The sequence below is a fragment of the Agaribacterium haliotis genome, from assembly GCF_002312815.1.
GTDB lineage: Bacteria > Pseudomonadota > Gammaproteobacteria > Pseudomonadales > Cellvibrionaceae > Agaribacterium > Agaribacterium haliotis.
Genome location: NZ_NKQJ01000007.1, coordinates 44,150 through 64,501 on the forward strand (window position 1 = coordinate 44,150; position 20,352 = coordinate 64,501).

General features: G+C 49.4%; 16 protein-coding genes. 5 read left to right on the forward strand and 11 right to left on the reverse strand.

Features of this window, described 5'->3' with window-relative positions:
* Nucleotides 1–41: 41 nt before the first annotated feature.
* The 9 genes from CFK45_RS09440 to CFK45_RS09485 all read right to left on the reverse strand — a co-directional run bounded on the left by CFK45_RS09440 (nucleotide 42) and on the right by CFK45_RS09485 (nucleotide 10,493).
* Nucleotides 42–1,301, reverse strand: a complete 1,260-nt coding sequence (locus CFK45_RS09440; protein ID WP_096086207.1) for a serine hydrolase domain-containing protein — start codon at nucleotides 1,299–1,301, stop codon at nucleotides 42–44.
* 61 nt (nucleotides 1,302–1,362) lie between these two features.
* A complete protein-coding gene (locus CFK45_RS09445) occupies nucleotides 1,363–1,935 on the reverse strand; it encodes a hypothetical protein (protein WP_096086208.1) in 573 nt (190 codons plus the stop codon).
* A 51-nt stretch (nucleotides 1,936–1,986) separates the two neighbouring features.
* Nucleotides 1,987–2,316: a DMT family transporter gene (locus CFK45_RS09450; RefSeq protein WP_096086209.1), complete on the reverse strand. Its 330-nt coding sequence runs from the start codon at nucleotides 2,314–2,316 to the stop codon at nucleotides 1,987–1,989.
* A 155-nt stretch (nucleotides 2,317–2,471) separates the two neighbouring features.
* The gene (locus CFK45_RS09455; protein WP_096086210.1) at nucleotides 2,472–3,758 is read right to left on the reverse strand and encodes a serine hydrolase domain-containing protein; all 1,287 of its coding nucleotides are present in this window, start codon (nucleotides 3,756–3,758) and stop codon (nucleotides 2,472–2,474) included.
* A 128-nt stretch (nucleotides 3,759–3,886) separates the two neighbouring features.
* Nucleotides 3,887–5,074, reverse strand: a complete 1,188-nt coding sequence (locus CFK45_RS09460) for a C45 family autoproteolytic acyltransferase/hydrolase (protein ID WP_096086356.1) — start codon at nucleotides 5,072–5,074, stop codon at nucleotides 3,887–3,889.
* Between the two features lie 320 nt (nucleotides 5,075–5,394).
* Nucleotides 5,395–6,063, reverse strand: a complete 669-nt coding sequence (locus CFK45_RS09465) for a cytochrome c biogenesis CcdA family protein (RefSeq protein ID WP_096086211.1) — start codon at nucleotides 6,061–6,063, stop codon at nucleotides 5,395–5,397.
* A gap of 170 nt (nucleotides 6,064–6,233) precedes the next feature.
* Nucleotides 6,234–8,597, reverse strand: a complete 2,364-nt coding sequence (locus CFK45_RS09470; RefSeq protein WP_096086357.1) for a beta-galactosidase — start codon at nucleotides 8,595–8,597, stop codon at nucleotides 6,234–6,236.
* Between the two features lie 307 nt (nucleotides 8,598–8,904).
* Nucleotides 8,905–9,453: a hypothetical protein gene (locus CFK45_RS09480; RefSeq protein ID WP_143247542.1), complete on the reverse strand. Its 549-nt coding sequence runs from the start codon at nucleotides 9,451–9,453 to the stop codon at nucleotides 8,905–8,907.
* A 515-nt stretch (nucleotides 9,454–9,968) separates the two neighbouring features.
* The gene (locus CFK45_RS09485) at nucleotides 9,969–10,493 is read right to left on the reverse strand and encodes a hypothetical protein (RefSeq protein WP_096086214.1); all 525 of its coding nucleotides are present in this window, start codon (nucleotides 10,491–10,493) and stop codon (nucleotides 9,969–9,971) included.
* Between the two features lie 455 nt (nucleotides 10,494–10,948).
* On the opposite strand from CFK45_RS09485, the gene CFK45_RS09490 reads away from it, so the two are divergent.
* The 5 genes from CFK45_RS09490 to CFK45_RS09510 all read left to right on the forward strand — a co-directional run bounded on the left by CFK45_RS09490 (nucleotide 10,949) and on the right by CFK45_RS09510 (nucleotide 18,625).
* Nucleotides 10,949–11,962 carry an acyltransferase family protein gene (locus tag CFK45_RS09490; protein WP_096086215.1) on the forward strand — a complete coding sequence of 338 codons (1,014 nt, stop codon included), beginning with the start codon at nucleotides 10,949–10,951 and terminating at the stop codon, nucleotides 11,960–11,962.
* A 77-nt stretch (nucleotides 11,963–12,039) separates the two neighbouring features.
* Nucleotides 12,040–13,404: a helix-turn-helix transcriptional regulator gene (locus tag CFK45_RS09495; protein ID WP_096086216.1), complete on the forward strand. Its 1,365-nt coding sequence runs from the start codon at nucleotides 12,040–12,042 to the stop codon at nucleotides 13,402–13,404.
* A gap of 291 nt (nucleotides 13,405–13,695) precedes the next feature.
* Entirely contained in the window at nucleotides 13,696–16,263 is a 2,568-nt protein-coding gene (locus CFK45_RS09500) for a glycoside hydrolase family 88/105 protein (RefSeq protein ID WP_158224661.1), read from the forward strand.
* Nucleotides 16,263–17,654, forward strand: a complete 1,392-nt coding sequence (locus CFK45_RS09505) for a BNR-4 repeat-containing protein (RefSeq protein ID WP_096086218.1) — start codon at nucleotides 16,263–16,265, stop codon at nucleotides 17,652–17,654. The genes CFK45_RS09500 and CFK45_RS09505 overlap by 1 nt, the downstream gene beginning before the upstream one ends.
* 38 nt (nucleotides 17,655–17,692) lie before the next feature.
* The gene (locus CFK45_RS09510; protein WP_143247543.1) at nucleotides 17,693–18,625 is read left to right on the forward strand and encodes a DUF4861 family protein; all 933 of its coding nucleotides are present in this window, start codon (nucleotides 17,693–17,695) and stop codon (nucleotides 18,623–18,625) included.
* Nucleotides 18,626–18,699: 74 nt separating this feature from the next.
* Here the strand turns inward: CFK45_RS09510 and CFK45_RS09515 are convergent, their stop codons facing one another.
* Together CFK45_RS09515 and CFK45_RS09520 are read right to left on the reverse strand one after the other, a co-directional pair.
* Entirely contained in the window at nucleotides 18,700–19,317 is a 618-nt protein-coding gene (locus tag CFK45_RS09515; RefSeq protein WP_096086220.1) for a redoxin domain-containing protein, read from the reverse strand.
* Between the two features lies 1 nt (nucleotide 19,318).
* Nucleotides 19,319–20,278, reverse strand: a complete 960-nt coding sequence (locus CFK45_RS09520) for a protein-disulfide reductase DsbD domain-containing protein (protein ID WP_158224662.1) — start codon at nucleotides 20,276–20,278, stop codon at nucleotides 19,319–19,321.
* Nucleotides 20,279–20,352: the final 74 nt, after the last annotated feature.

Consider the following 20,352-nt stretch of genomic DNA (forward strand, 5'->3'; position numbering starts at 1 on the left):
CGCCGGCTGTATACAGCAAACGTTAAGCGCGCGATTGTGCTTTATTTTACCGCGGCAAGAATGCTGGGGATAACCTGGTAAAAAATCAGGTTTGCCATTCGCGGCGTCTCAGTTTGTGGATAACCGCCATTTAGGGCAATAATCACTTCTGATTCTTTATCAATGGCTAACACTTGGCCGTGGATGCCAATCATAACGAGCAGGCTGTGGCCTTCGATATTGAGCACCCGGTATTGGTCTTTATACCAGGCGTCATTAGCCAGGGCGTATTCTTTGCCTTTTTTCCAGGCCGCTTTCACCGCTTGGTTGCCGTTCCAGATATCATCTAAGAACTGTTTGGGGATAATTTGTTCGCCTTTGTAGTTCTTGCCACCGTTAACAATGACTCTGCCAACACGAGCCAGATCGCGTGTGCTCATATTCAGGCCACCAGATGCGACAACAAACTTGGCTGGGTCCGCCATCCAGTAGGCGTCGTTTTCTGCACCGATTTTTTTCCAGATTTTTTCTTCCAGGTAGTTCGCCAAGCTCTTATTAGTAACGCGCTCTACAACTTGCCCGAGTATTTCTGTGTTGGGGTCCTGATATTGATAGACCTCACCCGGGGCGTACTTTCGATCTTTAATTAACAATAGGTAGGCGTGCACGCCGTGTAAGCCGGAGTCGTTTTTGCCATGCCATTCCTGGGCCTGCGTTAATCTTGGGTCCCAGCTTTTGTGCGGCGGTGTCGGAATATTTAAGCCGCTGCGCATATCGGCGATTTCCTGAATGCTCACGCCTTCAAATGCGGTCTTCTTAAACTCGGGTAAATAGTGCTCAAGTGGTTTGGACATGTCGAGCAAACCTTCTGCTGCGGCAATGCCGGCCAGTGTTGCGGTAAACGATTTGGTGACCGACATATCCAGGTGGGTGGAATCCGGGCCCATGCCATTGAAAAAATGCTGGTGCACAACGGTATCACCCTTAAGCACCACCATAGAATGGTTTTTTAATCTATCCCTTAAAATTGTATAGAGGTCTTGCTCGGCGTCGGCGTCTTGGCCTTTAAGTTTTTCTAAGTCTAAGGCCTTGCCTTCTTGCCACTTCTCCGGGGGCAAAGAGCCTTTAGCAATTTTGTAGTGGCGGGTATATTTATAGGCGTTTGGAAAGGTAGCCGCAGCAAACTCGCCTTGGTCCCACTGGTCTTGCGGTACACCGAGTTTGGCTGCGTGATCAATAAATGTTTGATCGGCTGGGTGAAAGCTCGCAGCCTGGGCGTTTAAACATAGCCCAGCGCTTATCGCTAATAAAAAACAACGCATCGTTATGACTCCTTTTGGGTTACTGTCTATTTCGTAATCGTAGCGTTACATGACTGTAGGCCTAACAGGCCTTTGTTTTGTAATTGACCCATTCAATCAGCTCTCGCGGATCGCCCCAGGTTTTTAGCCAGCGGATAAAACTTTGGGGGCAGCGTGTTCCTAGGTTTAATTGGCACCAGGCATCCAGCGCTGCTTGTTTGCAATAACCCTCTTGATAGGCGTCGTAGGCGGCATCGGCTTTGCGCCAAAATTTGTGATCAATACGGCCGCGCTCGGCTAAAAAAGGGTGTGCGCCTTTGGGCGCCGTGTGGCGAGGCAGCTCACTGCAGATCGCACTGAGTAAGCGCTGCAGGGTTTCAATGCCGATATCGGCTATGCTCAGTTCGTCAATGGCCTCCAGGTCGTCGCCGGCCACTTGAGAAACGCGCTCTACCAAAAAGTCTAGCTTGAGTGACTTAGCGAGTTCATAGGCAAAAATATCCAGGCGAGCTAAGATGCGGTCTTGGTACTCTTCGCGGGTGAAGTCACCATTTTTGAGTGCCGCGCCGGGTAAATGGCTAAGTGCACTTAGCAGTTTATCCTGGTTGACCAGCAGCTTGCCGAGTTCGTGTTCTGCATCTGTTGATAACTTCACTGCGCTTCCTCTTTTATCAAGCCGTGTTTGAAGCCATGTCCGCGGCTAAGCCTAGTGGCTAATAGCCTTGGAAAAGACACTTATAATAAACACGCCAACGATGATAAATGCCATGCCTACAACTGCGGCGATATCGAGCTTCTGGTCAAAAACAATGGCCGCCACTATAGCAATGAGCACCATGCCCAGGCCAGCCCAAATAGCATAGGCCAAACCTACGGGTATAGCCTTTAAAACTAGGGAAAGGCAATAAAAAGTCAGCGCGTAACCGCCAATCACTAATAGGCTTGGGCCGAGTTTAGAAAAGCCCTCCGAGGCCTTAAGTGCATTGGTGGCGACAACTTCAGCAATGATTGCAATGGTGAGCCATAGATAAGCCATAGTTTTATTGCTCCTGATCAACAACTGTACATTTGCTGTTAAGCCTTGCAGTTTGTTTAAAGTACGCGCTTTATTTAACTACCGTACTTGCTTTAACTAAAGTACTTATTACATTGGGCCCATCGACACCGCGAATGCAAATGGGCCCCCGGCGTTTAGCTTTTGTGCACTGACAGTGCTTGCACAAGCGCTGGAACAAGCTGGTGAAATTGCATTGTGGCAAAGCGCGGTGTTTCGGCCATCGGGTAGGCGCCATTTAGCGCAATAACCGAGTTGCTCTCTTTGTGCATCACACACATCTGGCCGTTGACACCTACCATCGCCAGATAGCGTTGCCCGCCAATTTCAAGCATACGAAACTGATCTTTGTAATAGCCGTCTGCCAGGGCCGACTCTTTGCCTTTTTGCCAGGCTTTGCGCACCTTGGCATTGCCTTGCCACAGATCGTTTACAAATTTTTCTGGCAGCACTTGTTCGCCTTTTTCATTTTTGCCCGAGTTGAGAAACAAAAGCCCAACACGAGCGAGGTCTTTGGTGGCCATATTCATGCCCGTTGAGCCCATGGCCAAGCCTTTTTTATCCGACATAAAGTGGGCATCGGCGGCCACCCCGACCTTTTGTAACAGCTCTTGTTCAAGTATGTGGGTGAAAGACCTGCCTGTTGCCCGGTCGACAATTAGCCCTAGCAGTTCGCTGTTAACATCCTGATAGTCATATTTTTCACCCATCGCGTAGTTTTGGCGCTCGGTGATCAAAGGGAAAAAGTCCATGGTACCATTGGCGTAGGCTTTTGCAGCGTTTTCACCATAATAACCCTGGGCGTCGGATAAACGTGTATCCCAGTATTTTTCTTTGCTGCCGGCGGCGAGCACTACGGCCGTGCGCATATCTGAAATCTCTTCGACGCTGGCGCTTTCAAAGGCTGTGTTTTTCAACTCCGGAACGTATTTAATGGCTTTGTCATCCCAGTTTAACTGGCCTTTGCCAACGGCAATGGCCGCGGCCATCGCGGTAAACGATTTGGAGACCGACATGTCGAGATGGGTCGAAAACTCATCCATGCCATTGCTGTAGTGTTCGTGAACAATTTTCCCATCTTTTAAAATAACCGCATTGTGATTCTGGACACGATTCATTAAAAAGTCGCTTGCGGAAATATTTCCGTCATAATCTTGAATAACAAGCTCATCCAAGTTTAAGGGGCTCGCACTTTTTTTAAGCTCAAGCACAAACTGGCCTTTGTGCAGGGTGTAACTGTGAGCGAACTTATAGACATGGGGCATGGCCGACGCGATATACTCTGGTGTTTCCCAGTTTTCGCCGGTCATACCGATGCTTTGGGCTGCGTCAATAAAAGCTTGGTCGGGGCCTTTAAATGTCACTGCATTTGCAGCCTGGGGAAGAATGATGGCTGCACTTAATAAAAATACTTTGATGTTCATGGTGCCTATCCTTATTTAAAGTTTGTGTGCTTCAGTTAAGGGTATTCAGTTAAGGGCATTGAGTCTAGCCACGTGAAGCCTGGTGCAGTGCAGCACCGCCCAATATGGCGCGGCGCTGGCCTGGATGTTTAATAATTTCGAATCAGTACCTCTGGGTGTTTGTCGTCTGTTTCTATGTATATATCAACCAGGGCGCCTTGAATGCGAAAGTGGCTTGAGCTAACGGTGCCCATAAATTTGCCCCGGCCTTTCCACAGTGGTTTTTGTTTGGCAAACGCTTGTGCTTCAGCCTTGTCTTCATTGATGTCGGCGCTATTAATGTAGGCCTCGGCTGCTTCTTGCCTAAGCACACTGGCACCTGCAAAATGTTTGTTTACAAAAGGCTTGTGGGTATAGAGCGAGTGGTTTGCATGAGCCATTCGGTCTTTGGCACTGATCACTACTTTGCCTTCAGTTTGATTTTCGATATTGGTCACTAAACCAAAACTATCCACTAAGGTATAAGAGAAAAATGCCGTGTATTCGGAGTAAGCGGTGACCACATCAATCAGCTGCTCGGCCGATTCGGTATTGTAGGCTTCCCAGCTTAAATAAAAGGATGGCACCGCAGTTGCCGATATCACTTCGCCGCCGTTTCGCTCGCGCAGGCTGCCTTCGTCCGCCATGGTGTTCATCAATAAGGCTTGCCCGCCTTTGTTGACACCGCCGTAGGGAATTAGGCCGGCCCAGGTTTGAATAACACGCCGTTTGCCATCGTCATCGAGGTGGTTCAGCACAATTAAACCTTCATAGTTGGCGGCCATATAGTCAAAGTTGGCCTGGCCCCAGGCTCGGCCCTGTTTATCGCTGATGGCCATCACCGTGCAGCGCGACGGGGTACTGGCGGAATACGATAAGCTGTTTTGCATAAAACCGACGCCGCCGTTTTTTTGTGACTCGAGGATGGCTTCATCCGACATTGCGACTGCCAACAAAAAGTGCGGGTCGCGCTCGAGACTAAGGCTTAAACCCTCTAAGTAGTCGGCGGCATCGGGGGAAACTTGCTCAAGGCGCTGATACAGCTGCTGGGCCTGCATGGTGCGCGCAAGCTCAGCGACGCTCATGCCCGGCAGCATAAAGTCCAGAGTTTTATCAAAACGAGCGATGCCGTCTAATATTTGTTCTTTGGCGACTTCGCCAACGTGCAGGCCCAGCTCGTAGCTCGAGCCGCTAAAACGCACTTCGGCAATTTGCTCGCTGTGCTGAATAAGCTCGGCGTGGGCACAGAAGCTAAGTGCCATGGCAGAGCAAAAACTTACTACCTTTTTGATTTTCATCGTATTGTCCTCTCTTACATTAACGGGCAGCCACTTGTGGTGGCGGTGCTGGATAAATCGGCTGTGGGTAAAGCCAAAACCATGAGCCCATGCTAAGAGTGTGGGCATTACTAAGCATCACTAAGTGTTTTAATAAGCTTTAGTATTCAGCTGAAAAGGTAACAGCAAAGGCAGCAGAAAAGGGCAGTAGGAGGGCAGTAGGAGGGCAGTAGGGCAAAACACAAAGGGCTGAGCCGATGGAGAGCAGCAGATGGAGAGGAGCAGATGGAGGGAAGCACAAGTAGGGTGGAGCGGGCGAGGCCTAGACGAGGCAGCAGTACTCAACAACAAAACTCAACGACAAAGGCCAGAGGCTGCAACAATAAATACAGCGCCAGCCCCAGCAGTAACCACGGGCTGAGCACAGCCATTAGCGAACTTAATTTGCGATTGATTGTTTCTAAAAATTTTGTGGCCTTGGCGCCGGCAAACGCCGCTGCCAGGGGTACGGCCAAAAAAGGCAAGGCGTAGCCGATGTTGTAGCCAAGCAGCAATAAATAGGCCTGCTGCAAGCTGATATCCGCACTCGATACGGTGTCGATGGCGGCAAAATACGGTAGCGCAAACGGCGCACCGACAAAGTTGATGATGGCGCCGTATAAAAAATAGCTCAGGGCTGAAGCCTGGTCCGGCGTTGTGTTTTTGGCAGGCTCGGATGTTTTGTTTTTTGTAAAAGCAATATACGCAGCAAAAAGACAGGCTAAACCCAATACAGCGCTGATTAGCAAGTCGGCAGGTTTTGCTAGCTGCAAGCGCTGGCTCAGCGCCTCAAGCGCATACGAAGCAACAAGGCCAACACAAATATAGGCGCTGGTGTGGCCCAACAACAAAAACAAGCTGTTTGCCACAGGGCGTGAAGATGCAGCAGCGACAATCATTACCGCCAGCAAGACGGGGTTTAAGATGTCTAAAAGCAGTATCGAAAAAAGTAGCGCAACAAGATCTGCCATCGCTGTCCCTCTAAAACATCATTTACGGCATAACTCGCGGCATACTCTTTGGAAAAGCGCAGCCTTCAGTGCCAAAGCCTTAAGTGGTTATCATAAAACAAAGAAGCCCCAAGCGGGGCTTCTTAATGGCTGAATTGAGCGTCTGTATTAAGAGGTTTTAAGTGTGCTAACTATTTATTTTTTTCCAGGCTCTTAATCGCATCGCCAAAGGTGCGCTGGTACATATCGCTGTGCAGTTCTTTGGCCGCTTCAACCAGGGTTGGGTAGGGTGTATCGGTCACACTGACAAAACCGACGTTGTAATTTTCACCGTCAAAGGCGCGGCCGGTAATGGGTGAGTCGATGTATTGGAACCAGTGAGCGCCAACAAAATACGGGCTGTCGAAAATGGTATTCATATAGTCTTTGTACATTTCGGCGCGCTCTTGCTGGTCCATCGCGTGCACAAGGCCGGGGTGGAAGTGGCCGTTGCTGATTGAGCCTACGTGAAATTCACCGATAATGGTTGGCATATCGAGCTCTTCTAAAAATGCCCATTTCTTTGTTTGCAGGCCTTCTTTATATAAATTAAAACTGACTACATCGACGTGTTTGGCACTGGCTTTAACAATTTCAATCGGCATGCCCCAGTCGGCAAAACGCGCGCCGAGGTAGAGGTGATTTGGCAAGTACTTCTTCATCACTTTATTCACAGTTTTAAAGTACTCGTCGCCGTAGAGATAAAGCATGGCGCTGTAGTCGGCAAGCTGCTGCTCGTTAAGATCACTGTCGTTAATGCCCTTGGCAAAAGCCTGCCACGAGGCGATATTGGTTTCCCAGGCGGCGTTGAGTTTGTTGATGTCTTGATATTTTTCTTGCATCAACTCGGTAAACGCTTTTTTGGTAGGCACGTAGTCGGCGTTGCGGCCGAGGGTGTGAATAACGATGCCGTAGCGCGATTCAACAGTTTCCGGGCGGCCAAAGCTTTTTTCGTTGTCGACAAAAACACCCACACACCACGGGTTGTTTTTAACCTGCTTGGCAATTTCTTTGACTTTATCTTCGACAACGTCTTCGTAAACCGGGTCAAATGGGTCGGGTAGGGCCCACCAGAAATCGTTGCCGCTGGAGACGGTTTTATAGCGGCGGTCAGTGGTCCATACATGGGTAAAGAAAGGAATGCGTTTGTTGTCAAAAAAGCGCGGGTCCGTCCAGTTGCCGAGTGAAGTAAAACCCCAGTTGAGCATGCGATCGACGGTGACTTTTTCCCAGTCATCTAAATACGATTCTTTTTTCGTTTCACCGTATTTGCGTTCGAGGTTGGCGCTGTAAAAGTTAAAACTCTCACCTTGTTTTAACGCACCGGAGTGCAAACCGCCGGGTATGTAGCTGTAGTGATTGCTCAGCTCGTCGCCGTACTCGGGCAGCCAATAAAACATATCCTTGCGCATTTGCGAGGCGACAAAACGATGTTTCTCAGCTTTGGCGCTGCGTTTGGTGCCTTTGTCACTTTTGCTGTATTTGTACTTGCTGTTGAAGTCGTAGCCGGTGATGGTGCCGGTATCGCCAAGGCGGGCAGAATCGATACCGGTGGCTAAATAAAGATAACCTTCCGGGTCAACCAGGGCCCAGCGCTCGCCGACTTTTTGGGTGCGGAAATAACCCGTGCCTTTGAGTTTGGGGCCGTTTAGCCAGCCGCCAAATTTGGAGCGGTCGGCCATGGCTTTGCCGTTGTCGAGCGCTTTGAGTTCCTGATCGCGCTTGGCGTGTAAATCTTCCAGGCTGCGCACTTTGCTGGCAAAGTCGGCGCGGTAGTTCTGGCCAAACTCATCAACGATATTGCTTAAATAGCCGGGGTCTTCCGCCTCGGGCGGCAGCGCAATTAAGCGCAGTTTATCGATTTCGATGCTTTTGGCGCCGTGGCCGTCTTGCAGGTGGAAGTTAATCGAGGCAATGGCGCTGAAATCTAAGTTTTTAGTGCCCCACATCCAGATAAACGGCGTTGCTGCGCTCGTCCATTTCGGAGGGTTGCCGCGCAGGCCCGAAGCCTGGTTCAGTTCGTTGGCGACATCGGCCGTGCCTTCGGGGTTGATAAAGTCCGCAGCTTTAAGCTCGGAATAATAACTTGTCATCGGCCCGGGTTTAATGCTGACGCTGCGCGAGTGCATGGCGCCGTTTTTATCGTGAATGGTAAAAAACACATGCACGGAGCGCTCGCTTAAGCTGCGGGCATCAAGGGCGATGGCAAACTCGTCGTATTGGCTCCAGTCCCACGGTGTTTGTGGGCGAAAAACAATACCCGCGCCCTGGTTGTTGTCGGCGTCAAAATCGACGCGCAGTCGCCGATCATCGCCCTTATCAACCAAGCTGACTTGGCTGCGGTCGAGTTCTATCGTAGTTGGCAGCTCGGCGCCGTTAAAGTCTTCTATTTCGACGATGGGCTTGCTGAAATATTCGGCAAAAGCCGGCTGCTCTGCGTGAGCGGGGGTGAAGTTAAGGCCAGTTAAGGCAAAAACAGCAAACGCACTGCGCTTGTACAGGGAGAGTAAAGACATATTTATCATATTTAACCTTGGCGGTAGACAGGTCATGGGAAACTATTATTAGATCTTACAAGCGGCTAGCTTAGCTGCGCTTGGCGTGTTTGTCATTGTTTACTCTCGACGTACGCATTGCAGCTGCACTGCTTAACTGGGCGGATTTGTCTGGGGAGCTTTGTTTGGGGGAGGCACTGCTGGCTGCGGATGCTGCGCTAGTTGGCGTGGCTGTTGTAGCGGTTTTAGTTAAGAAGGGGCTAGTAGAGGAGGGCTTTCACCAGGTTTTCTTTTTCAATAAAACCTGGTGAAGCAGCGAGTACGGGGTTTATTTAAAACCGCGATACATCAGGTTTCTGAATCGCACTGGCGATACAAAAGAAACTTCAACCGCCTGGTGAGGCACAACACCAAACATGGTGGCGTTTTGTAAACGGTTGGCGTTACATACCAAACGGTAGTTTCGACTAAAGGCGTTTAATCGGCCTACGCGTTCGCCGAGTTTTTCTGACGCTTCCGCCAGGCGGCCTTCGACGTGCCATTCACCGATAATCTGGTACTGGTGGCCACCGTAGGCGTCGTCTTCTGCCGACGCGGTAGATAACAGGCCGACATTATTAAACATTACGTGCTGCTGGAACTGCATTGGATCTAGAAGCATGGCTTTGAGCTTTAGTCGCGCTCGCTGAAACAGCGCGTCTTCGTTCATGCCGGCACAGTTACAGCCAAGTTTACCGTTGGTTTTGTTATTGCAGGCCAAAAAACCGTCAAAACCACCGGCGTGGTGCTCAAGCAAATATTTGGGAACAAAGCCGCCGGTACTTCTCATTGTGGCCAGGTCTCTAGTATCCCCCCGGTAAGAAAACTGAACTCTCATTAAAAATCCCTCGTGTAGATTGTATGTAGTCCCGCTCGCTAATCCAGCAAGCTTGAAATAATGTCTGGTGGATGCAGTACCAGCCGATTCGAGCGGAGCATTTTACACGATTATTACGCCAAAGTATGTTTGAATACTCATTTGCACACATCGATATTTAGAACAAAAGCGTCTAGTTAAAATGCATTCTTTATGTATGCGTAATGACTGTTTGTTCGTCTTGCCTGTAGGGCTTTTTGCCTTGCTTAAAGCGACTTTGTTAAAAAGCCCTTTTGTTGATAAGCCACGTTGTTGAAAAGCCTGAAACATCTGTTTTAAAGCTTTGGCCAGAGTGTGCCAGAGTGCATCGACGTGCCGGCCTATTCCATGGCGCGCGCGGCTTATCCATGTTTTATGTGTGTTTATGCATGTTTATGCGTATTGATGCGTAGTTACGCGTAACTATGTATCTTATAAATGGTGTTGAGCCGCAAAGGCCGCGATCGAGGCGGCGCAGTTAAGCTGTTTTATTTGGCTTACAATAAATCTGCAAAGTCTAAACGCTGCAAACTTGCAAGTTTTCCAGGGTTGTTATTACCAGTTGAAATAAAGCTATTTAGTTCAACGGAGCTAGCGCCGTCAATAAATGGGTATACAAGCGTCAGTACCTTTTTATTGTCTTGCTTTGTATGCTCTGTTGTTATTTTTGCCACCGCGTCGTGCGTGACAGGCCTTTGGGGGTGCTGCTCAAGACGCCCGCCCGCCAAGGTATTGCCATGCTTATCATTTAAGAAAAATATTAAGTCAGATTCTTTTTGGTAAAAGGCGCTGCCGGTTAATGTTTTGCTGTCATCAAAATCGGGTGCAAGTATTTTATCTGTGACGGATTCGACTTCAATTTTTCTTAATATAAGCTCGGCTGAAATCAAGCTGAAATGATTGCCAACTTGCTCAATCGTTAACTTTAAGTTTTTGTGTTCATTTGCCTGAGCTTGCGCAACACCAATAATTAATAAAATACAGCCGAGTAAAAAGGTAAGGCATTGAGATAGGCTAAACATGTTTGCTCCAAAATATTATTGCTGTGCCAGCTAAGAATCAGCGCGCTTTTGTATTGGGCGGCCAACAGGGCTGGATTCGAATTCACAGTAAGCTTGGTGGGGCATGCTTGCGATCGGCCAGTTGGTGATTTGGGGTGTTTTTGATCTAGGCTAGCTGGTCATTGGCGCTGTATTTGTGACGGCGCTAACAACTTGGCTGTGAACGGCATCTAGGGCCTGTTAACACTAATTAAATACGCTCTGCTGGAGCCTGAGTATTCGCCCAGAAAGGCACTTTGAGCACAGTTTAGCAAGCTAAATAAGCGATAAGTAACGCATCTGTAGGTAATGGCCACGTAGCCACGGGGCTTTTCTTTAGTGACTTTAAGCTTAATAATGGCGCGCCCATAAAAATAAAGAGTGTTCACCGGCCCTGGCAAGGTGTTTGGCTGTCATTTGAGCGTAGCGAGCGGTACATGAGAGAGCATCGGATAGATTTATTGCGTTTTATCGGTCTGGCCTTGATTATCCTGGCCCATGTGTGGCCCCCAGCTTTAATCTTTAACTTGCGCAATTTCGATGTGCCGTTGATGGTGCTGGTTTCGGCAATGAGCTTTAGCCTGGCCTATAAACAAGAAGCTCTGGGGCCCTATGTCTGGAAGCGTATCAAGCGTTTACTGTTGCCCGTCTGGTTATTTCTTTTATGTTATTTTTTATACAAAACCCAGCTCTCGGCTGAAGACTTTGATACAAGCAAAATGTTGCCAAGTTTTTTGCTGCTACAGCAAGGCAGCATCGGTTATGTGTGGATTATCCGCGTTTTTTTACTTGTCGCTTTAATTGCACCGCTTATCTATTCGTTTAACCGGCGCATATCGTCCGATCGAAGTTTTTTTATACTCTGCGCTTTTGCTTTTATTGTTTACGAGTTGGCCCGCTATCAATTCAGGGCGTATTTCTATAGTGGCTGGACAGCTTATGTCAGCGATTTGCTTTTTTATATCATTCCCTACGGTTTGTTGTTTGCGATAGGCTTGCGTTTTATGGCGCTGTCTCAATCGGCAAGATTGGCACTGTCGTTTATCTCGTTGCTGGTTTTTTCTGCCGTGGCTTTGTATTTGTGGCGCGCAAGTGGTGCGTATGTCGCAACGCAGGCCTTTAAATATCCACCATCATTTTATTATTTCTCGTATGCGCTGGTGGTCTTGTGCTTGATCTGGCCCGTTGCCGGCAGCCTGTGGCGTTTTTGTGAACAGGTGCGTATAGCGCCGGCGTTAAGTTTTGTCTCAGCCAATTCGATTTGGGTGTACTTGTGGCATATCTGCTGGCTGCAAATGCCCTGGCAGATAGAGCACTACGCCTGGCGTTGGCTGGTGGTTTTACTGTTATCATCGCTAAGTGCTTTTGCCCAAGTTAGCTTGGTGAATTACCTTGCGCAGCGCAGTCAACCCGGCGCGGCGCGCTGGCTGCGCAGTTTATTAACCGGCTAAGCCTGTAGTTAAGCCTTTTTAAGCTTTGGCTTCAGCCGCCGTTAGAGCTTTGTTTGAGCCGCTATTAGGGCCTTGTTGTGTTTAGTATTCCCGCTCAGAACCTTTATTTTATCCTGGCCCCATTGGTATCGGCGCAGCTGTTGCTGATGGTGTTGATGTATTTTGTTTTTGTAAGCCGGCGGGTGCTTCGGGGCTTTTATTTCCACCTGTTGTTTCTGCTGAGTTTTAGCTGTTTTTTGCTCGGCAAGCCTTTGCAGTTTTACGTAGAGTTCGAATCTGCCATTGCCATACTCTATGTTCGCGTGGCGCTATTTTTTGCGTTGGGTTTGCCGGCGATGAGCTGTGCGGCGGCCTTACAGTGTGGCCTTAAGCTGGGCAAAATCCACTATACGGTAGCGTTTACAGTGGCGATGTTAACGGCACTGACTTATGTCATTGCTGCGGATGCGGCAAATTACCAATTATTTATTGCGAATGATGCTGTTTTTGCCTTAGTGCTGGATGACAATCTCGCTCAGTACGCACTGATGCTTAACGCGTTATTGCTAAGTGTGCTGCCTAACCTGTATCTGTTGTTTGTGTGCCTTAGAGCAAGGGGCAAAGTGGGTGCTTTAAAAACATCCGGGCAAACGCATTCTGCTTTGAGTTTTGTAATCGGCGCGGCGAGTTTTGGTGTATTGCTGCTGGCCAGTTACGCCGTCGGTGAAGCGTATTGGCTGTACTATATTGGTTCGCTGTTTATTGCCGCGTGTTGGTGTTGGCCTGCCTATCGCGATATGCGCGAGCTGAAAAGCCGGGCCCAGTGGCTTAACGAAGAATTGCAACTATTGGTCAGCCGCGGCGGCACAGAGTTAAATCGCCACAGTGTCAGCGCCGTGCTTAAGGAGCTTGAGCTCGCCAGTTGCGGCGATGTCAGCGCCTATAAGTTAAAGCTGCGCGAGGCGCTGGGGCGCTTGGTTGGCGCCAGTGTTGCCGCAGGTGCCGATGCGCCGAGCATGTTAAAGCGCAGCAATCACACCCTCGCCGAACTTGAGAGCAGTGACAACCGCGACAAACTCACCGATGTTGCTGCAAACGAGGCGCTTGCCCTTGCCGAGGTGATGGCCGATTTGCCCAAGCAACGCGGCGAAGCGCTTGTTGATAAGGCCTGCCAGTATCTTGCCGAACACTACGCCGAACGCTGTGATGTCGATAGTTTGGCCGAGCACGCGGGTGTTAGCCGTTCGTACATGATGCGCTGTTTTAAGCAAGTTAAAGGGCAGACCATCAAGCAGTATTTGTTGGTTTTGCGCATGGACAAAGCCAAACAATTTTTAGCGACAAAAAGCATTACCGAAACCGCGTTTGCGGTGGGTTTTAACGATTCTAACTACTTTAGTTCGGTGTTTAAAAAATACACAGGTCTAACCCCGGGGCAGTTCCAACAGCAGTGTTCTTTGTAAAAACCTTTCTATAAGTTGTTGAAACATATAGGAAAGATTTTTTTCTAGTGTGCTTGGCTTGTTTTTTAAAGGTTGTTTTTGACAGGGCTGTTAAGCTGCTTGCCGTAATAATAAGCAAAGTATCAGGCCCGTATGAACCGTGTTTTTATTGCCCTTAAGCGGTCGCAAAAACGCTTATCGGCAAAGCCCTTATTTTATTCTTCTTGGCGCAGTTGGCACCGCATTTGTGTGTGCGTGTTGTTGGGCCTGTTTGTGCTAGCGAGCGCCTACAGCCAAGCTAGTGCCTACAGTTTGGCAGATGCTAACAGCCCGGTTGAGATTTATAGCAGCGCAACAACACAGGCCGACAACAGCTCAGATTCACCGCCGCCTATGGTGGTTGCCGCCGCCACGGATTTATCGTCACCGCCGTTACTTACGCCATTTAATCAGCTCGATGCCTGGGCTGTGCGCCAGGACAGCATTGCAATGCTGATGCGCCGTGTTGCCGAGTACCAATTGCAGGCCTATGGTGAACTGCCCGGGCCGGGCTGGACAACCGGTACTTTTTTCTCAAGTTTTATTGCCGCATATCGCGCCACAGGTGAGCGCTGGTATTTAAAAAAAATGCAGGCCTGGGCCGGGCACCTCGACTGGGCGATTAACAACCCCGTGCACGCCGATGAACTGTGCCCGGCGCAGAGTTATCTCGACCTGCATTTTATTAAAAAAGATAGGGCAGCGCTTGCCGAGCTCGATCAGCGCTTGAGCCAGGCTTATTTTGACCGGCGGGAAATTAAGCCCGGCGAGCTGCACGACTGGGATCAAAACACCTATCCGTTTGACGGCGCCCATTTGTGGTCGTGGGCCGATGCTCTGTACATGGCGCCGCCGGTGCTTGCGCGCATGGGTAAAGCAACCGGCGATGCGCGCTATTACCAGACTTTGCACAAGCTGTACTGGCCGGCAGTTGCCAAACTCTACGATGCCGATGCACAACTGCTGTTTCGCGATCAGTTGCCGAAGTCGGCGCAGCTGCGAAGCCCAAGTGGGCAAAAAATATTCTGGGGGCGCGGCATGGGCTGGGTCATGGCTGGCCTTGCCCGAACCATCGACTATCTCGACGACAAGGACCCCGAGAAAAAGCGCTATTTGGCGCTGTTTCAGCAGTTAAGTTTCAGCTTGTTGCACTATCAGCAAAATGACGGCCTGTGGCGCAGTGCGCTTACCGAGCCGGGTTGGTATACAACAAAAGAAACCAGTGCCAGCGCCTTTTTTACTTACGCGCTGGCAAAAGGGGTGAACGAAGGCTGGTTGCCGAGGCAGTATTTTTTACCGAGCCTGCTTAAAGCGTGGTCTGGTTTGGCGGCCAGCATAGAGCCGAGCGGTAAACTCGGTTACAGCCAAATTGTTGCCGGCTCACCCCATGAAGTCAGGGCGCGGGACAGTGTTGATTACGCCGCCGGCGCGCTGATACTCGCCGGTGCGCAAATGCTAAAGCTCAATGCCCACAAAAGTTTGCTGGATTTAAGTTCGGCGCCGTTTCAACCGCGCTTTGTTGCCGCCAATGCCCAGTGGCCGGCGAGCAGCTCGCAGCCAGTTATTAAACAACAAGCCGTGTTTTTTGCTTTGCACAATACACTTAAAAAACACGAGCCGGCACAGCATGAGCCAGAAAGCGAGCTGCCGCAAACACAAGCCGCAATTAGCGCATTTACCGGCGGGCAGTGGCCAAATGTCAGCGCCTATGCACGTAAACAAAAAATATTAAATCAAGCTGCGGCCATGGATTCGGCTGCACTGCTTTCGACAGAGGATCAACAATTATTGGCTTTGTACAATGTGTCTTCAGGCAGTGGGGCTTCAGGGCAACTTTTACAGCGAAAAATCAAGTTGCCGACCTGGAGCCCGATGGTGCTGCAGGCCGAACAAGTTAGTGCCCGTGAAAGCCGGCGCTGGTTGCAGCTTCACTCGCTAAAAACGCATGCCGGTGAGCCTTTAACGCTGCAGTTTTTTATCGATGAGCAGGCTTCGTTAAGATCGAGCCAATCAACCGATGCTGGTGCAAGTTGGTCGAAAGGCGCCGCGTTAATACATACGGGGGCAAGCTCGGCGGAAAACGTTCAGTTAAACAGTGTTAGTCAGGGCGATATTCTTCACCTGTTACTAAGTGTTTACGATGGGCCGAACACGGGTATTTATTATTTGCGTTTGGCTGATGCACAGTTTGCCAGCGCCGATGGCACGCCGCTGGCAAATTTAAAGCTGCCAGCAGTAATAAATGAGCTAGCGCCGGCGGCCGTGCCGTATTTGGGCCAAAATAGCGTATCTTCTTTTAAGCTTGAGGATATGGAGCTTTATAATGGCAGGCCGCTTATTGCATTGGCACTAAGCTCTGCGAGCAGCCATCAATGGCAACTGCTTAGCTTAAACGAAACAGGCGCCTGGCAAACGGAAAAATTATTGGAGTTTGATGCAAAGCGGTTGGCAGAGAAAATTAATGCCAAAAACTTAGATGTAAAAGCCTTAGACCAAAACAGCTCAGACGGAAAAAAGGCAGCTGCTGAACAAACAGCGATGTTAATTAACGGTTTGAGTTTAGTGCCCGATTCTAACTCTACGCTGCTTGTATCGAGCCGCGTGCAGCTTGATTCACGCTCGCCCACCTATGGGCAAGCGCTTGCGCAAGATTTATATCAATTGTTTAAAGGCCAATTTAAGCAGGGGCGCTGGCACTGGCAGCAGCTGAGCTTTGACCCGCTTGCACATCAAGTCAAACCTCACATTGTTCGCGGGGATCAGCATGCTTTGTTTTGGCAGTGCAACCGTGTGCACAACAAAAAAATAATTCCGTCTTTACGCATGAGTGACCAGTTTTAATGAATATACATCTACCTTCTTGTTTGGCTGGCGCGTTTAGCGGCTGTTTATTGTTTTTGACGGCCTGCAGCTCTCGGCAAGCGCTGCACGACGTACCCGCCAATACAGGCCCTTATCCGCAAATGGATTTGATGCAAACAAGCTTTGTTGAGGATCTTGGCTGGTGTTGGTACCAAGACCCAAGAGTCATCATTCACAACGGCAAGTTAATTATCGGGGGCATCAGTGGTCAAAGCGGCGATATCCGTGTGGGTGTCTTTGATCTTGCCGGTGGCAAACTCGATGGTGTCGCCGTGCTTGATGCGGCGTTTGAAATAGACGATCACAACGGCCCGGTTTTTCACGTGCGCGATGACGGCAGTTTAGTTGCCGTGTGGGCCGAACACGGCAAAGAAGACAAGCACTATTACGCTATCTCGTCAAAAGATAATTACCTGAGCTGGTCAGAGCGCAAAGTTATGCAGCACGACTTTGTTAAAGACCCGGATAATTACTGGGGCGGGGTGACTTATATGAATTTATACAGCATAAAAAAGCAACACAGGTTGTATAACTTCTTTCGTATGGGCTCAGATTTAAATCCGTATTTTGTTTATTCTGAAGACGACGGCGCTACATGGGGGCATCGCAGTCACTTTGTTGCCGATGAGTTTGATGTACACCAGCGCCCTTATATGCGCTACAACCAGGTAAATGACAATCTTATTGGTTTGTTTTTTTCCGATGCTCACCCGCGCCAGTACGGCAACAGTGTTTATTACGCAGGTTTTGATGGAGAGGCGTTTTACAAAGCCGATGGCAGCTTGATCAACTACTTTAGTGACGGCCCTTTAGTTGCATCTGATACCGACAAAATCTATCAAGGCAGCGAGACAACAGTAAAACCCGAAGGTTTTGGCAGTGTGCCCAATGCTGCTTGGTCGACGGATGTGGAGTCGGACAAAAATGAACACCCGCACGTCGCATATAGCTTGTATTTGTCTAACAGTGATCAGCGCTTTCGCATGGCGCGCTGGACAGGCAGCGCGTGGCACGACAGAGAAGTAGCCTATGCCGGCCCGTCGCTGTATGAGATGGAGGCAAGTTATACCGGTTTAATTGCTCTTGACCCCGAGGACCCTGAAAATGTGGTGATTTCAACCAATGTTCATCCGAATACGGGTGATTTTTTATCTGAGCAGTACGAAATTTATATCGCTAAGGTCAAAGAGGCCGATGATGTGAGCAGTATTGACTGGCAGAGCCTTACCCAAAATTCTAGCGAGAAAAATTTCAGGCCAATCATTGTTAGCGCGGAAGGTTGGAAAGTTGTTTTGTGGATGCAAGGCGAGTTCCCGCACTTTGAAGATTTTAATACCCGCATCGTTGGCCATATTCTTGAGCGCCCTTAAACGGCTGTTTTAACGTGTTAAATAAATTAGGTAAGTTTATGTGGCTCTTAAGCGCGCTGCTTCTTATTGTTGTATCACTACACGCTTGTTCGTTCAAAGCCGCGAGCGTATCGGCTAGCGACAAGGCGCCGGTGCAAGAAAAAAGCGCAGGCTCAAATAAAAAGCAGCAATTAAGCTCGCCGATGTTTGCCCGTTTTGTGAGTGAGCGCGCCGATGACTTTGCGTGGGAAAATGACAAAGTGGCCTTTCGTGTCTATGGGCCGGCACTTCGCAACTCGCTGGAAAATGCCGGTGTGGATTGTTGGCTCAAGCGCGTGCCGTACCCGATTATTAATCGCTGGTACGATTTGGCCTTAAACCAGGGTCTGAGTTATCACCAAGATAGAGGTGAGGGGCTCGACAACTACAAGGTCGGGGATTCGCTCGGCTGCGGTTCGACGGCGCTGTGGATAGAGGGCCGCGCTTACGGCTTAAATACCTTTGTGAGCTGGAATGAGCCTGAGATAAGCAGCACACAGCTGCAGTTTTCACTTAGTTATGAACAGCGAATTAAAGGCGATCTCTACCGCGAAGAGAAAACCATCTCGTTAAAAAAAGGCCAGCGCTTATTTCATGTGAAATCGCGTTTTTATAAAAACGGCCAAGCCGCGGCCAACCTGCCCATCGCTGTTGGTTTAAGTGCTCACAGCCACGGTAAAATCAGCTTTTCTGACGATAAGCAACAAGCCAGCGTCTGGGAAAAATTAGACGATTCGTATTTGGGCACAGCGCTGATATTGCCTGATCGCTGGCCGGCAGAGCCCCTGATTAGTACACAGGTGAATACCAGCGCCGATAAGCACGCCTTACTTATTAGCCGGACGGATCAGTCTGCAGAAATTGAATATTGGGCCGGTTACGCTTGGCAAAAGGCCGGGGAAATTACTAGCCAGTCGCAGTGGTTGGCTTATCTTCAGGCCTTTAATCACTAGTATTAACAGGCCCTAGTCTAGATACGGCGATAAATATAATCGGGGCCTAGCGCTTCAGGCCCCGCAGTTGTTGTTTATTTATATTTTACCGAACAGCCATAGGGGCGGGTGATTGCAGGTTTCGGTAATTGCCCTTTGTCGAGTGCAGCCATGGCGCTGTCAACATAGTTCTGCGCTTTGGCGATATCGGCCGGGTTGGCAGACGGAATGCTGTCGATTGCGCCGTTATAACGCAAGATACCTTGTTTATCGATAATTGCGATCTGAGGCGTGGTTTTAGCGCCATAGAGTTTGCCAACCTCGCCGCTTGGGTCAAACAACACATGGCTGGGCTCGGCATCGCGTGAGGCTGTTAATTCGTTGGCCGTTTTGTTGTCAACATAACCTTGTTTGCCCGGCGCTGAAGAAATAATCGACAACCATACAACACCTTGTTGGCGGTAGTGTTTTTGCAGTTTTTGCATATTGCCGCTGTCGTAGTGTTTTTTTACAAAGGGGCATTCGTTATTGGTCCATTCAAGAATAACGGTAGAGCCCTTAAATTGGCTTAAGTTTACGGTATTGCTGTTGCTGTCTGTTAATTCAAATTCTGGCGCAGCTTCATTGATTTTCGCAGCGGCCAAACTGTTCGCACCCAAGGCTAATAATAAAAGTGCGGTGAACAAACGATAAGCGTGTTGATGTATCTTCATATTAGTTGTTGAACTCCGTTTTAAGGTTGATGGCAAATTCGAAGGCCTGCTGCTGGTCTAGTACCAGCACTGCGTGAATACGGTCCGGGGCGCTTTGATAATAATCGTTTAAAGTTGTGCTCCAGCGCAAAACATTGTGCTCTGCGTGTACGTCGGCGGAGGCACTGTAGTTCACCAGATCGAGCTCTTTGATAAATAACTCAATATCGCTTTTTGTGTGTGCGTTTCTGGCTGCGTTGGAGAACAGCGCCTGCTTAAAATAAACGTCAATATAGAGCTTGTCTGAGTCTGTCCAGTAGTGAGCCTGCATAGTTGCTAAGGCTTTGGGCAATTTAGCTTGTGCTTTTGCAAAATATTTACCGGCCTGCGCTGAGCTCGCCTGATCGAGCTGGTTTAAATCAAGGCTTAACGAGGCCTGGCCTGGCACGCAGCTTTCTTTGCAGACTAACCAGCTTAGCTCGGCCTGCACGATGCCGGGGCTGTTATTGTTGTGCTTGCTGTTATTGTCGCCTGTGCCTGCACTGCGGCTGAGTTCACTCCACAGCAGGCTAGTGCCGTGATAACCATAGTTGACCAAGTGGGCAACGGGGATGTGCTCAGGCATCGGCCACTTGAGTGGGCCAAATTTTAAACCCTCACTGCCACGCCAGCTAATATTGGGGGCCAGCCCGGTGTCGCCGGGGTTGAGCCAGTAAATATGCCAGCCCGGCTCGGGCTCAAATAAGATGCCGACACGGCTTTTGTGGGCGCTGATGTTCTCGGCAATAAGCTGCACTTGAATATGTGGCTGCTGGGCCTTGCTTTTATTATCAGTGGCAGCTTGTGCGGCGGCCTGATTTATCAATAGTGGGCTTGCAAATAGTAGCGCTAACAAAATGATATGCCACAGTAAAACGTCGCCAGCAGTGCTTAGCTTAAAGGCCGAAGTTATTTGCTGATCAGCATTTGTCGCGTTGGGCATAGGGTATTCCGGCTTTATTTGGCTGTACTGGTTTTGTTGTCGCTTAGCAGTGTGGACAATTATCTGCGCTGTTT